Genomic DNA, 14,538 nt, shown 5'->3' with positions numbered 1-14,538 from the left:
CGATGATCGACGGCATGGCCATGGACGCCGCCGAAGACATCTGCGCGCCCGACGAAGACACGCTCGACCTGTACTGCGATCGCGTCGCGAGTGCGGCGGGCCGCCTGTCGGTGAGAATTTTCGGGATGGAAGCCGAGCCCGGCCGCCTGCTCTCGCATCATCTCGGGCGCGCGCTGCAGCTCACCAACATCCTGCGCGACATCGACGAAGACGCCGATATCCGCCGCTGCTACCTGCCGCGCGAGCTGCTCGCACGCGAAGGCATCGCCGCGACAACGCCGCATCAGATCGCCGCCGACCCGTCGCTGCCGCGCGTGTGCGCGACGCTGGTGGAGCGTGCGCTCAAGCATTTCGCCGAAGCCGACGCGATCATGGACCGCACGCCGCGCGTGCAGGTCAAGGCGCCGCGTATCATGTCGGGCGTCTACCGCGTGCTGCTCGAGCGCACCGTGGATCGCGGCTTCGACCTGCCGCGCCCGAAGGTCGCCAAACCGCGCGCGCGGCTGATGTGGATCGTGGCGCGCTACGCGCTGTTCTGATGCCCCGGCTCGTCCACGTGATCGGCGCGGGGCTCGCGGGCCTCGCGGCGGCCGTCCGGTTGCAGCGGCGTGGAGTGCAGATTGCGCTACACGAAGCAGCCGGACAGGCAGGTGGACGATGCCGTTCGTACTATGACCGCACGCTGGCGGCCACCCTCGACACCGGCAACCACGTCGTGCTGGCGGGCCACGGCGAAACGCTCGAATATGCCCGCGCGATCGGCGCCGCCGATGCCTTCACCGGCCCCGACGAGCCCGGCTTCGCGTTCATGGATCTGGCGGCGCGCTCGCGCCTGCCGTTGTGGATCGCCGACGCCAACGCGCGTGTGCCCGATACGCGCCTGCCCGACTACCTGACGGTACTGCCGCTGCTGTTCGCGAAACCCGGCCGCACCGTCGCGCAGACCATGCCGTGCGCGGGACCGCTCTGGGAGCGGCTGCTGAATCCGCTCTACCTCTGCGCGCTCAATGTCGAGCCGCGTGACGCCAGCGCGGAGCTGGCGGGCGCGATGCTGCGCGAGGCGTTGTCCATCGGCGGCGAGGCATTCCGGCCGCTGACGGCGCGCAACGGCCTGTCGAGCGCCTTCATCGATCCGGCGCTGCGCATGCTGCAACACGGCGGCGCGGCCATCCGCCTCGATTCGCCGCTCCAGGAGATCGCGTACGACGACGTGGCGCGCCGCGCCGTCGCACTCGATTTCGACAGTGGCCGCGTGCTGCTGGGCGCCGACGATGCCGTGGTGCTGGCGGTGCCTTCCGTGGCCGCGGCCACGCTGGTGCCGGGACTGCAGACGCCGCAGGCGCACACGGCCATCATCACGCTGCATTTCGCCGTCGAGCCGCCGCCGGGCCTGGCCGCACCGATGGTGCTGGTCAACGGCACGGCCGGCTGGCTCAACGCCGGCGCGGGTCGCCTGAGCGCGACGATTCACGATGCGGGCACCCTGCTGCGTCTTGCGCCCGACGAACTGGCGCGGCGCGTCTGGGCCGATGTGGCGGCCGCCGCGTCGCTGCCGGTGGAGCCGCTGCCCGCGTGGCAGATTGCAAGCGACGCCCAGGCGGTGTTCGCCGCCACACCGCAAGAGGAACTGCGCCGCCCGTCGGCGCGCACCCGCTGGAACAATTTGACGCTCGCGGGCGACTGGACGGCTACCGGTCTGCCCGCGTCGATCGAAGGCGCAATCCGCTCGGGCCGCAAGGCCGCGGATCTGCTCCTGTCTTGACACCAGGATGTACCGATGAACGATCTTTCCCAGGCCATGCCGGCCGACGACCTCGCACACGCGCACGGTGCGCTCACGCCTGAAGGCGATGCATTGGCCGCCGATGTCTCCACCGGCGTACACGCCGCCGTGCTGGCGCACGACGCCGGACTCGCCGCGGGGCTCGACGACGCCGTCGCCCGGGCGACCGACGCGATCCTCGCCGACCAGCGCGCCGACGGCCACTGGGTCTACGAACTCGAAGCCGACGCGACGATTCCCGCTGAATACGTGCTGCTCGTCCACTACCTGGGCGAAGAAGCGAACCTCGAACTCGAAGGCAAGATCGCGCGCTACCTGCGCCGCATCCAGCTGCCCGGCGGCGGCTGGCCGCTCTTCACGGACGGCGAGATGGACGTGAGCGCGAGCATCAAGGCGTACTTCGCGCTGAAGATGATCGGCGACGCCGAAGACGCCGAGCACATGGTGCGCGCGCGCGAAGCGATCCTGGCGGCGGGCGGCGCAGAAAAGGCCAACGTCTTCACGCGTATCCTGCTGGCGCTGTTCGGCGTGGTCACCTGGTACGCCGTGCCGATGATGCCCGTCGAGATCATGCTGCTGCCCAAGTGGTTCCCGTTCCATCTTTCGAAGGTGTCGTACTGGGCGCGCACCGTGATCGTGCCGCTGCTCGTGCTGAACGCGAAGCGCCCGGTCGCGAAGAATCCGCGCGGCGTGCGCATCGACGAACTGTTCCGCAGCGCGCCCGTCAGCACCGGTCTGAATGAGCGCGCGCCGCACCAAAGCCCCGGCTGGTTTGGCTTTTTCCGCGCCGTGGACGGCGTGCTGCGCGTGACCGATCCGCTGTTCCCGTCCTACCTGCGCCAGCGCGCCATCGACGCGGCCGTGGCCTTCGTCGATGAACGCCTGAACGGCGAAGACGGTCTGGGCGCGATTTTCCCGGCCATGGCCAACGCCGTGATGATGTACGACGTGCTCGGCTATCCGGCCGATCACCCGCATCGCGCGATTGCGCGCCAGTCGGTTGAAAAGCTGGTCACGATCCACGCCGACGAAGCCTACGTGCAGCCCTGTCTGTCGCCCATCTGGGATACGTCGCTGGCGGCCCATGCGCTGATCGAAACCGGCGACGCGCGCGCACACCAGGCGGCGCGGCGCGGACTCGAATGGCTGCTGCCGCTGCAGATTCTCGACGTGCGCGGCGACTGGATTTCACGCCGCCCCGACGTGCGCCCGGGTGGCTGGGCCTTCCAGTATGCGAACCCGCACTACCCCGACGTCGACGACACGGCCGTGGTCGTGGCCGCGATGGAGCGCGTGGACAAACTCGACAAAACCAGCGACTTCGACGAGCCGATCGCGCGGGCGCGCGAATGGGTCGTCGGCATGCAGAGCAGCAACGGCGGCTGGGGCGCGTTCGAGCCGGAAAACACCCACGAGTATCTGAACAACATCCCGTTCTCGGATCACGGCGCCCTGCTCGACCCGCCGACCGCCGATGTCTCGGGCCGCTGCCTTTCGATGCTCGCGCAACTGGGCGAGTCGCCGGCCGCGAGCGAGCCGGCGCGACGCGCCTACAACTACATCCTCGCCGAACAGGAAGCCGACGGGAGCTGGTACGGCCGTTGGGGCATGAACTACATCTACGGCACCTGGACGGCGCTGTGCGCGCTCAACGCGGCGGGCCTCGAACACCACGACGCGCGGATGAAGCGCGCGGCGCAGTGGCTCATCGCGATCCAGAACGACGACGGCGGCTGGGGCGAAGACGGCACCAGCTACAAGCTCGACTACCGCGGCTACGAGCGCGCGGCCAGCACGGCCTCGCAGACGGCGTGGGCGCTGCTCGGCCTGATGGCCGTGGGCGAAGTGAACCACCCGGCGGTGGCGCGCGGTATCGCGTGGCTGCAGCAAACGCAGTGCGAGCATGGCCTGTGGGACGAAACGCGCTTCACGGCGACGGGCTTTCCGCGTGTGTTCTATCTGCGCTACCACGGCTATCGCAAATTCTTCCCGCTGTGGGCGCTGGCGCGTTACCGCAACCTCAAGCGCGAAGGCGCGACGCTCGTGAAGGTCGGTCTGTGATGGCGACGGTGGCAACGATGCAGACGCGCGGCGGCTTGCCCGTGATCGCCGTGACCGGCATGGCTTTCGAAGCCAGCATTGCGGCGGGCAAAGGGCGAGACGGCATCGAAGCCGTCTACGCCGCGCGTGCCGACCTGCTGGAGCGCGCGCTGACGGCGGCGCTGGACCGCGGCGCGGCGGGCGTCATCAGCTTCGGCACGGCGGGCGGTCTGGGGCCGGATCTGGAGCCGGGCACGCTCGTGATCGCCGAGGCCGTCGACGGTCCGTTTGGCCGCGTGGAGTGCGACCGCGCGTGGAGCGAGCGCATGGCGGCGGCGCTGCTGGCCTCGCCATTGGCCGCGCAGACGCGCCGTGGCGTGGAGGCGGCGGTGGCCGCGCCGCTCACGGGCGCGGCGGACAAGGCGGCGCTGCATCAGTCGAGCGGCGGCGCGCTGGCCGTCGACATGGAATCGCATCTGGCCGCCGCAGCGGCGGCCGCACGCGGCCTGCCGTTCGCGGTGTGCCGCGCGGTGGTCGATCCGGCATGGCGCAGTTTGCCCAAGGCCGCGATGGCGGGCTTGCGCGACGACGGTTCGACGGCTGTACTGCCGATCCTGCGCGAATTGGCGCGCGACCCGCTGCAACTGGGCGGCCTGCTGCGCGTGGCAGCGGACGCCGGCGCGGCGCGCAAGGCGCTGAGTGGCGCACGCCGGGTGTTGATCGAAGCGGGCGCGTTTTTGCCGCGTTGATTTTTTTGTGCCAACGTCTTGCGGGTAATATTGAAATCCTAGGGAAAACCCTTATCTCTGGTACTATCTCAGTGTTAACCCTAGGTCTGCTTCCAAAAGGTCTGGGGACGGATCAAGCATGGGAGTACCTGACATGAATTTTCATACCCGCAAATGGGTCAAGCCTGAAGACCTGAACCCCAACGGCACCTTGTTCGGCGGCAGCCTGCTGCGCTGGATCGACGAAGAAGCGGCCATCTACGCGATTTGCCAACTGGACAACCAGCGCGTCGTGACCAAGCTCATCTCGGAAGTGAACTTCGTGAGTTCGGCGCGTCAGGGCGACATCATCGAACTGGGGATCATCGCGACCGATTTTGGCCGCACCTCGATCACGCTGCGCTGCGAAGTGCGCAACAAGGTCACGCGCAAGAGCATCCTGACGATCGAAAAGATGGTGTTCGTGAACATGGGCGTCGACGGCAAGCCCGCGCCGCATGGCCGCGAGCGCATCCGCTACGCCGAGGAAGCGTACGAGCGCTATCGCCAGACCGTGCAGACGGCGGCGGACGCGACCGCAGTGGCAGCGTCGAACGAAGCTGCACGCGTGGAGCAACAGGAAGACGAAGCGGTGCACTGATCGGCGGTTTTCTCCGCTTAAGGCGCTGGATAGAAAAACCCGGCAAGGTCTCACGACCTTTGCCGGGTTTTTCGCATCTGGGCCGCCCACCGAGGCAGGCGAAGCAATCACATCACGTTCAGGGTGCCGATGCTGGCTGCGCGGGCGCAGCGGTGGTGGGTGCCGAAGCCGACGTAGCCGGCACCGCCCCGGAAGCCGCCTTGGGCGCCGAAGCCGTAACCGGTGCAGACGCCGCCATACCCGCCGCGATGCCAGCCGTCCCCGCCGCAGCGGCAGCACCGGCTCCAGCACCCGCACCCGCCGCGCCAGCAGCCGGAGCAGCCGCACTTCCCTCACCCGGATCTTCGTAGTTCGGCAGGCCGTTGTTATTCGACGCGCCCGAACCGCCCGAACCACCCTTCGACTCGCCCGGATCCTCATAATTGGGCAACCCGTTGTTCGACTTACCCGCGCCGCCGTTGTCGTCGGTGGCGCCCGGATCGCCGTAATCGGGCAGCGGCGCATTGTTGTTCTGCGAGCCGCGGATCATCGACTGGCGCTGCTGGCTGTACGCGTCGCGCACGAACGAATACTTGTCGAGCGCCGCCTGTTGCAGCAGGTCGGTCGCGCCCAGCAGGTCGGAGCGCGTGCTGATGAACTGCGCGATATACATCGGGTTGCGCACGGCAGGCTCGATGTAGTTGAGGATGTTGAACTTCACGTCCACACCCATGCCGATGCCGTCGCGCACCGAACTCGGCCCGAACAGCGGCAGCACGAGGTACGGGCCGGCCGGCACGCCGTAATGGCCCATCGTCAAACCGAAGTCCTGATGGTGTTTGGGCAGTCCCGCAGCGGTCGCGAAGTCGAGCAGGCCGCCCAGACCGAAGGTCGAGTTCATGGCCAGACGCATGAGGTCTTCGGTCGCGTCGGTGATCTTCAGCTGCAGCAGATCGTTGGCGAAGTTGCTGACATCGCCGAGATTCGAGAAGAAGTTGGAGATCGCCTGGCGCAGCGGCTGCGGCGTAACTTTCTGGTAACCCTTCGCGATCGGCTGCGCGACATGAGTGTCGAGTTCATCGTTGAACTTGAAGATCGCCCGGTTGGCCGGTTCGAACGGGTCGCCCGGCTTGCGGTCAGGACCGGTTGCGCAACCTGACGTCACGAGGAGCGTCAGGCTCGCCGCCGCCATGGTGAGCGCGGCTTGTTTTTTCTTCATTGATCGATCCCCTGCATTTGCGATCGTGCGCGCTTTGCGCGCGGCTTGCCCATCAGCACCGGCTGGAACACCACGGCGCCGATCAGCGTACATAACAAGGACAGTGCGAGCAGTTTGCCCATGCTCGACGTGCCCGGATGGTGCGAAAGCCACAGGCTGCCGAACGCCGTGGCGGTGGTTGCGGCCGAGAACAGCACCGCGTGTGTGAGGCTCGAATGCAGCAGGCCGGTTTGTCCTGCCCGCCATGCCATCACGAAATAGATTTTGAACGCGACGCCCACGCCCAGCATCAGGGGAAGCGCGATGATGTTGGCGAAATTGAGTTGGATACCGAACACAACACACAACTCAAGCGTCACGAGCGCCGATACCAGCAGAGGAATCAGCGTGCGCAGCACGTCGCCGAAGTGGCGCAGCGTGATCCACAGCAGCGCCGTGATTAGCAGCACCGACCAGGCCGCCGCCTGCAGGAACGCCAGGATGATGACGTTGGCCGAATGCAGGATCGAGATCGGGCCGCCGATAGCGTTCGGCTCCGCTTTCTTCACGGCGTGCGAGAAGCGCGCGAGCATGACGTCGTCGTTTGGATCGACGCCTGCGGCCACGCGCGGCGCGATATCGACAATCGCCTGACCCGTGACCGACGAGACCCAGTCGCCCACCATCGCGGGCGGCAGATTCTCACGCGTGATTTCGGACGGCTGCAACAGGCGTTCGAGCTGCGCGAAAGCGAGCTTGAGCGGCAGGCTGAAGGCGGTCTCGGCCTTGTCGCGCAAGGCGGGGCTGGCGGCCGCGAGCTTCATGAGGCCGTCCGACAGATGCTTCGCTTCGGCGGCGCCCGGACCCGGATGGTCGCCGGCCGCCAGCGCAAGCTGGTTGGCCGCGCGCTTGAGCGTGTCCACGCGCACGGCGTCGGTGACGGGCGACGAAGGCTGCTGCGTGAGCGCAGGCATCAACTGCTGCGAGGCGCTCGCGATCAGCATCAGCTTTTGCTGCTGGTCTGCCGGGATCAGCGAACTCAGCGTGGTCGCGCGGCCCACTTCGGGCAGCTTTTCCAGCTTCGCGGCGATTTTGTCCGCGTCGGCCAGCGTGGGCGCGAGCACGCTCACATCGTTGATCGAAATGACGGGCGAATTCTTCAGCGCGATCAGCGTCGCCATCGACTCCGTATGCGGGTCTTTCAGATGCAGCGGATTGAAGTCGAAGCGCAGGAAGTACAGCAGCGGCGACGCGCCGACCACCACGATCAGCGTGCCGATCAGCACCGGCTTGCGATGCTCCGCGAGCCACTTGTCGACCGGCGCGAGAAACGCGAAGCCCGGCGAGGCGCGCTCGCCCTTCGGCTTGAACACGCTGATAAGCGCGGGCAGCAGCGTCATGTTCAAGATGTACGCGACGAACATGCCCACGCCCGCGATCTGCCCGAGTTCCGACAGTCCCTTGTAGGCGGTCGGCAGGAACGAAAAGAAACTTTCCGCCACGGCGATGGCCGCTAGCGTCAGCGGCACGCCGATCAGCCGCGCGGTTTTGAGCAACGCGACGTCGAGCCGGTTGTCCTGGAAGCGCTCCTCGCGATACTTCACGCCGAACTGCACGCCGAAGTCCACGCCCAGCCCGACGAACAGCACCATGAAGGCCACCGACAGCATATTGAGCGAGCCGATCATCGCCAGACCCAGCGCCGCCGTGGCGATCAGGCCGACCAACAGCGTGATGAGCACGGCGCCGATCAGGCGGCCCGAGCGCAGCGCGAGCCAGAGGATCAGCAGCACGACGATGGCCGTGATCGCGCCATTGAGCGCGGCGCCGTCCTGCACCGAGGCGAATTCGTCGTCGGCGAGCGGCTGTTCGCCGGTCAGACGCACGCGCGCGCCGTATTCGGTGTCGAGGTGCAGCTTGCCAGCGGTGTCGCGGATCGCCTGCGAAGCGCTCGCGCTGGCCTTGAGCGCCGCGAAGTTCAGCACCGGCTGCACGGTCACGAAGGAGAACGCGGGTTTCGTTGCGGCGTCCTTGTCCACCAGCGCGCGCCACGAGAACGCGGCCGGCTTGCCCGCGAGCACCTGATCGACGGTATCGGCGGCGCTGCCGAGCAGGTTGGCCATCTGCGGCAGCTTGACCTGACCGATCGTGAGCGGCAGTTGCAGCGTGGTCGTGAGCGTGCCCGCCAGGCCCGCAAGGCTCGGATCTTTCGCGAGCTGGTTGATCAGCGGGCGAGCCTGCACGAGCTGGCCAGTGGTGGACAGCACCGTGGGCGTGGAGGGGAACAGCAGGCCGTTGTGCTCGAAGAACGGGCCACCCGCGGGCTGCGAGACGGCGCTGAATTCGGTCTTGTCCTGTTTGAGGGCGTCGGCGAGCTTGTCGGCGGCGGCGTCCGCGAGTTCGGGCGCCTGCGCTTCGACCACCACGAGCAGCGAGCTGCTGCGTTGCGGGAACGCTTTGTCCTTGGCGTCGCCCAGCGCGGCCCATTCGGCGTTGTTCTCGACGAGGCCGCTGATGTCGGTGTTGATCTTGAAATGCTTCGCGACGTACACGCCGCCAAGGACGGCGAGCGCGAGCGCGATTGCGATGACCCACGCCGCGCGGCGCACAGACCAGGCGACGAGGTGGATGATGAATGGCTTCAGCATAAAGGCGAGGGGGCCTTGTCGTTTGACTATTCTTGACGTGAAGCGCTCAAGTATACCGGCCTCGCCCAGTCAGGCGTGCCTCGCGCACACGAGCGCAGGCGGCAAAGCCGTTATACTGGGTCAGCCGGGGCGGGATCGCAGCGTGGCTTGCGCCTGAACCTGCCTCATCCGTCGGCATCTGATATTCACTGTTCCAAAAAACGCGTATGAAACGTTATCTGACCGCATTTCTCGCCGCCGCCTTCCTGTCGGGCGTGTCGGGCGCCGCTTTCGCCCAGTCGTCGCCGGATGCCGTCGTCAAGGCCGCCGTTGAAGGCACCGTGAAGGCGATGCAGGCCGATCCGCAAGCCCGCGGCGGCGACATGGCCCAGATCACGAAAGTGGTCGAGACCCATTTCGTGCCGGCCACCGATTTCCAGCGCACCACGCGCATCGCTATCGGCAAGGCCTGGACCACGGCCACGCCCGAGCAGCAGCAAAAGTTGTACGAGCAATTCCAACTCCTGCTCGTGAAGACCTATGCATCGTCGCTCGCGCAACTTCGTGATACCCAGGTCAACTTCAAGTTCGCGCCGTCGAACACCGGCGCGGCCGCGAAAGACACTGTCGTGCAGTCGCATGTGCTGAGCAACGGCGGCGACGACGCCATCGACTATCGCCTCGAGCGTTCCGGCAACGGCTGGAAGATCTATGACATCAACATGATGGGCGCGTGGCTGATCCAGGTCTATCAGACCCAGTTCGCCGACCAGATCGCCAAGGGCGGCATCGACGGCCTCATCAAGTTCCTCGTCGATCACAACGCACGCAGCTGATTCGGCAACTTTAAGCTAGCTTAGGCGTTCGCAAGAAAATCGCACGGCGCGTGCTCGCAAGAGACGCGCCGTGTGTGTTTTGTGGCGGCTGTCTTCGCGACTATCTTTGCGCCTGATTCCTGCGGTTCTCCACCGCGAACTTGATCAACTCAGCCTGACCGTCGATATCGAGCTTGCGCTTGAGGTTGAGCCGGTGCGTCTCGACCGTGCGCACCGACAGCCCCGCACGCTGCGCGATCTGCTTGCTCGACAGCCCTTCGGCGAGGGCGTCCAGGATGTCGCGCTCGCGCGGCGTGAGCCGCTCGATGGGCGTGTCCTTGAGCGACGCCTGGATCATGCGCGCGCCCAGTCCCGCGCTGAAGAACGTCTGCCCGGCCAGCACCGCCTCGATCGCGCGCACGATCTCCGCGCCCGGCGAATCCTTGAGCACATAGCCGCTTGCCCCCGCGCGCAGCGCCTGCGTCACATACTCGACGTTATCGTGCATCGACAGCATCAGCACGCGGATCGCCGGAAAGCGTTCGTGAAAAATCCCCGCCAGCGCGATGCCGTTGATGCCGGCCATGCCCACATCCATTAACGCGAGATCGGGTTCGAGCGCGGCGGCCAGCGCAATGGCTTCGTCGGCATTGCCCGCTTCTCCCGCGACTTCGAGGCCTGGCACGGCTTCCAGCCGCGCGCGCAGACCGTCGCGCACGAGCGGGTGATCGTCGACAAGTACGAGGCGCGCGGCTTTGGCTGGTTCGTTCATGGTGTCTCTGTGCTTCTTCGTATGTTTCTACTTCTACGGATGGTGCTTCGGTGCGGCGTCATCGTTGCGGGCGCTGTTCGCGCGGATCGGCACCCACGCGGTCAGCACCGTATGGCCCGGCTTCGAGCTGATCGAAAGCTGGCCGCCTAGCGGCTCCAGGCGCTCGCGCATGTTGCGCAGCCCCATGCCCGCGCGCGGATCGGCTTGCGCGAGCGCGACGTCGAAGCCGCGCCCATTGTCGGCGATGGACAGCGTCACGCCATCCTGCGCGATATCGAGCGTGAGTGCAGCGCGGCGCGCATGGGCGTGCTTCACGATGTTGGTAAGCGCTTCCTGCGCGATGCGAAACAGGGCGGTGTTGACGGCATCGGGCAAGGGCGCGGCCAGCACGCTCATGGCCTGGCCGCCCTCGCCCGCCTGCGTAAAGCCGATTTCCACCGACGATTCATCGGCGAGTTCGCGCGTGAGCTGCTCGAGCGCGGCGGCCAGACCCAGGTCGTCGAGCATGGCCGGGCGCAGAGCGTGCGAAATGCGGCGCACTTCGCGCAGCGTGTCGGACAGGCGCGTGAGTCCGGTGGACAGCGAGGCCTCTGCGGCGGTGACGCGCGACTCGCCGCGCTCGAAGCGCGCAAGCGCCGATTCGAGCAGCAGCTTGGCCGACACCAGCATCTGGCTGATGCCGTCGTGCAGCTCGCGCGACAGGCGCGCGCGCTCCTGCTCCTGCGATTCCACAACCTGCTGGGCGAGACGCTTGAGCTTGGCGTCGGTGCTGCGGTACTCGCTCACGTTGAGCACCAGCGCGCCGAGTGCGAACACGCCCACGCCCGCCAGCGCGATTACGCCGAGCCATTGCAACGTACGCTCGATATTGGCCGAGGCGCGTTCGTCGATATGGGCAAGTGTGGAATCGACATCGTCGAGATAAATGCCGGTGCCGACCATCCAGCCCCAGCGCGGCAGCGCAACCACGTAACCGAGCTTGGGCGCGAGCTTGCCTGTCGAGGGCCGATGCCACATGTAGCGCACGTAGCCGCCGCCGCGCTGCGCCGCAGCCACGAGCTGCTGGATGGTGAGCGCGCCCTGCGGATCGCGCAGGTTCCACAGATCCTGGCCGACAAGGCCAGGCTCGCGCGGATGCATCAGCGAGCGGCCGTGCATGTCGTAGACGAAGAAATAGCCGTCGGGACCGAAGTCCATCTTCTGCAGCACGGCGAGCGCGGCGCGCTGGCGGGCGGCATCGTCGGGCAGTGTTGGGGCGGTGCTTGCCGTGCCCGTTGTGCTGGCGTCGGGCGCGTAGAGCGGCTCGATGGCGCTGGTGGCGAGCTCGACGTAATGGCGCAGCTCGATCTCCTTGCTCGACAGATACGCGGCCTGCATGGTCGCGTGCTGCGTGCGCGCAAGCGCGGTCGCCTGCTGCCGCACGCCGATGCCGATGCTGGCGATTGCGGCAAGAAACGGCACGACCGCGAGCAGGAAGATTTTTGTCTTCAGCCGGTCGTTGAAGAAAAATGGGGCGGGCATGGCGACGTTCGTGAGCAGAGTGTGCAAGCATAACCGGGCGCGTGCACGGGGATGGCTAATTCCCCTGTTGCTGCGGATTTCGCGCGAATTGGGTGCGTGCGCAACGATTTCTCACGTATGCCATTGAAGCGCCCTCTTTCCTGAGCCGATCACATGATGCGAATGATGACTTTGCGTGCCTTTGCTGTCCTGGCGGTGTCAGGGCTGGCGGCATGCGCGGGCGGCACAGTATCGCCCGGCGCTTCTGAACCGCAGGCGATGCACACGCCGCCGCTCGTGATCGCGCATCGGGGCGGCACGGGCGATGCGCCCGAGAACACGCTGGTTGCGAGCCGTTCGGCGCTCGCGAATCACGCCGACGCCATCTGGCTCACCGTGCAATTGAGCCGCGATGGCGTGCCGGTGCTGTATCGCCCGGCCGATCTTGCCGCGCTCACCGACGCGCATGGCCCGGTCGCGGCAAAGACCGCAGCCGAACTCGCGCACGTCAACGCGGGCTGGCAGTTCGACTCGCAAGGCGCGTGGCCTTTTCGGCAGAAGTTTGTTGGCATTCCCACGCTCGCGGAAGCGCTGGCCGCGATTCCCGCTGACATCCCCGTGATCCTCGACATGAAAGCGCTGCCCGCCGCGCCACAGGCATCCGCCGTCGCGCATGTGCTCGACGAAACCGCTGCGTGGGACCGCGTGCTGCTCTATTCGACCGAAGCGGCGTATCAGCAGGCGTTTGCTGCATGGCCGCGCGCTCGCGTGTTCGAGTCGCGCGATGCGACGCGCGCGCGTCTGGCGAACATGGCGCTGGCGCATACGTGCGACGCGCCGCCGCCAGCGGGCGCATGGACCGCCTTCGAATGGCGTCGATCGCTCGATCTGACAGAGCGCTTCACGCTGGGCGAAGCGCATTCAAGCGTCGCCGATGCGCGCTTGTGGTCGCCGCAAGCGGTGCAGTGTTTTCGCACGAATCCGGGCGTGCATATCGTCGCGATTGCCGTGAATAGCGCGGCGGACTACAAGGCGGCGGCTTGCGCAGGCGTGGATGCGGTACTGGCCGACTCGCCCAGCCGCATGGCGCCGGTGCGCGACGCGATGCGGAAGGGTTATCGCTGTCCGTGAATGCGTCGTGACAGTGTTGGCTACGTAGTACTACGTAGTCGCCTTACGTAGTTGTCCGGTTGTGGCTTGCGCGGTGAAAGCGAATACTAGGCGCCCATAGCGTGCGCCATTGTGCGCCACGCTTCGCCCCGTCTTTGTCTAGTATGAAGAACGCGGGCACAAGACCACCCAATAGACCAAAAACATAATGCTATGCATGGGACCGCACTAAGCGCTCAAGCGCCAAGTGCGGTCGACACAGGAGACGCCATGAGTCGTACATCCAGTTTTGTCGTCTGGACGCTAGTCGCGCTGCTTGGCGCGTTCGCGTTCGGCACCATCGCGCTCGCGCACGGCGAGCGCATTTCCGCACTGTGGATCGTGATTTGCGCGGTCTGCGTTTATCTCATCGCTTACCGCTTCTACTCGCGCTTCATTGCGTCGACGGTGCTGCAGCTCGACGGTCTGCGCATGACGCCGGCCGTGCGTCACAACGACGGCCTGGACTACGTGCCCACCAACAAGTACGTGCTGTTCGGCCACCACTTTGCGGCGATTGCGGGCGCAGGCCCGCTGGTCGGGCCGGTGCTGGCCGCGCAGATGGGCTATATGCCTGGCATGCTGTGGATTCTCGCGGGCGTGGTGTTCGCGGGCGCGGTGCAGGACTTCGTGGTGCTGTTCCTGTCCACGCGCCGCGACGGCCGCTCGCTGGGCGATCTCGTGAAGATGGAACTCGGGCCGATTCCGGGCGTGATCGCCCTGTTCGGCACCTTCCTCATCATGATCATCATTCTCGCGGTGCTCGCGCTGATCGTGGTGAAGGCGCTGACGAACTCGCCGTGGGGCACGTTTACCGTGGCCGCGACGATTCCCATCGCGATCTTCATGGGCCTTTACGTGCGCTATATCCGCCCGGGCAAGATCGGCGAGATTTCGATCATCGGCTTTGTCCTGCTGATGGCGTCGATCGCCTTTGGCCAGCACGTACACGATTCGCCCACGCTCGCCGCGATGTTCACCTTCACGGGCACGCAACTGACATGGATTCTGATCGGCTACGGCTTTGTGGCGTCGGTGCTGCCGGTGTGGCTGCTGCTTGCGCCGCGCGATTACCTCTCGACGTTCCTGAAGATCGGCACGATCCTGGCGCTCGCGATCGGCATTCTGATCGTTGCGCCGGAACTCAAGATGCCGGCCTTCACGAAGTTCATCGACGGCAGCGGTCCGGTGTGGTCTGGTAACCTGTTCCCGTTCCTCTTCATCACGATCGCGTGCGGTTCGGTCTCCGGCTTCCATGCGCTGATCTCGTCGGGCACCACGCCCAAGCTGCTCGATAACGAAACCAA

Annotated in this window: 12 protein-coding genes; 8 read left to right on the top strand and 4 right to left on the bottom strand. The window is 66.3% G+C overall.

Translation table 11 applies throughout. From position 1 onward, the window contains the following. The 5 genes from VG320_RS13900 to VG320_RS13880 form a co-directional block, all read left to right on the top strand. Positions 1–539, top strand: a 539-nt coding sequence (locus tag VG320_RS13900; RefSeq protein WP_327200685.1) for a squalene/phytoene synthase family protein, incomplete at its 5' end; no start/stop codon positions are given. Next, positions 539–1,762 carry a hydroxysqualene dehydroxylase HpnE gene (hpnE, locus tag VG320_RS13895; protein WP_327200684.1) on the top strand — a complete coding sequence of 408 codons (1,224 nt, stop codon included), beginning with the start codon at positions 539–541 and terminating at the stop codon, positions 1,760–1,762. The genes VG320_RS13900 and hpnE, both read left to right, overlap by 1 nt. Before the next feature lie 15 nt (positions 1,763–1,777). Then, positions 1,778–3,844, top strand: coding sequence for a squalene--hopene cyclase (gene shc / locus VG320_RS13890; RefSeq protein WP_327200683.1), 2,067 nt, complete (start codon positions 1,778–1,780; stop codon positions 3,842–3,844). Continuing rightward, positions 3,844–4,572, top strand: a complete 729-nt coding sequence (locus VG320_RS13885) for a phosphorylase (protein ID WP_327200682.1) — start codon at positions 3,844–3,846, stop codon at positions 4,570–4,572. The genes shc and VG320_RS13885 overlap by 1 nt, the downstream gene beginning before the upstream one ends. Positions 4,573–4,705: 133 nt before the next feature. After that, entirely contained in the window at positions 4,706–5,191 is a 486-nt protein-coding gene (locus tag VG320_RS13880) for an acyl-CoA thioesterase (RefSeq protein WP_327200681.1), read from the top strand. Between the two features lie 118 nt (positions 5,192–5,309). Here VG320_RS13880 and VG320_RS13875 read toward each other — a convergent pair whose 3' ends face one another. Both VG320_RS13875 and VG320_RS13870 read right to left on the bottom strand, forming a co-directional pair. Continuing rightward, positions 5,310–6,389, bottom strand: coding sequence for a VacJ family lipoprotein (locus VG320_RS13875; RefSeq protein ID WP_327200680.1), 1,080 nt, complete (start codon positions 6,387–6,389; stop codon positions 5,310–5,312). Next, entirely contained in the window at positions 6,386–9,016 is a 2,631-nt protein-coding gene (locus tag VG320_RS13870) for an MMPL family transporter (protein WP_327200679.1), read from the bottom strand. The genes VG320_RS13875 and VG320_RS13870 overlap by 4 nt, the downstream gene beginning before the upstream one ends. A 206-nt stretch (positions 9,017–9,222) precedes the next feature. Between VG320_RS13870 and VG320_RS13865 the strand changes: the two genes are divergently transcribed. After that, the gene (locus tag VG320_RS13865) at positions 9,223–9,831 is read left to right on the top strand and encodes an MlaC/ttg2D family ABC transporter substrate-binding protein (RefSeq protein WP_103707661.1); all 609 of its coding nucleotides are present in this window, start codon (positions 9,223–9,225) and stop codon (positions 9,829–9,831) included. A 100-nt stretch (positions 9,832–9,931) separates the two neighbouring features. On the opposite strand, the gene VG320_RS13860 is transcribed toward VG320_RS13865, so the two are convergent. Then, complete coding sequence (locus VG320_RS13860) at positions 9,932–10,582, bottom strand: response regulator transcription factor (RefSeq protein ID WP_327200678.1); 651 nt, start codon at positions 10,580–10,582, stop codon at positions 9,932–9,934. Between the two features lie 33 nt (positions 10,583–10,615). After that, entirely contained in the window at positions 10,616–12,103 is a 1,488-nt protein-coding gene (locus VG320_RS13855; RefSeq protein WP_327200677.1) for a cache domain-containing protein, read from the bottom strand. 153 nt (positions 12,104–12,256) lie between these two features. On the opposite strand from VG320_RS13855, the gene VG320_RS13850 reads away from it, so the two are divergent. Then, positions 12,257–13,213 carry a glycerophosphodiester phosphodiesterase family protein gene (locus VG320_RS13850; protein WP_327200676.1) on the top strand — a complete coding sequence of 319 codons (957 nt, stop codon included), beginning with the start codon at positions 12,257–12,259 and terminating at the stop codon, positions 13,211–13,213. A 249-nt stretch (positions 13,214–13,462) separates the two neighbouring features. Next, positions 13,463–14,538, top strand: a 1,076-nt coding sequence (locus VG320_RS13845; protein ID WP_327200675.1) for a carbon starvation CstA family protein, incomplete at its 3' end; no start/stop codon positions are given.

Source organism: Paraburkholderia sp. (genome assembly GCF_035948235.1).
Classification (GTDB): Bacteria; Pseudomonadota; Gammaproteobacteria; order Burkholderiales; family Burkholderiaceae; genus Paraburkholderia.
The sequence above is the reverse complement of the archived record's forward strand: the minus strand, read 5'-3'. Positions and strand labels throughout refer to the sequence as shown.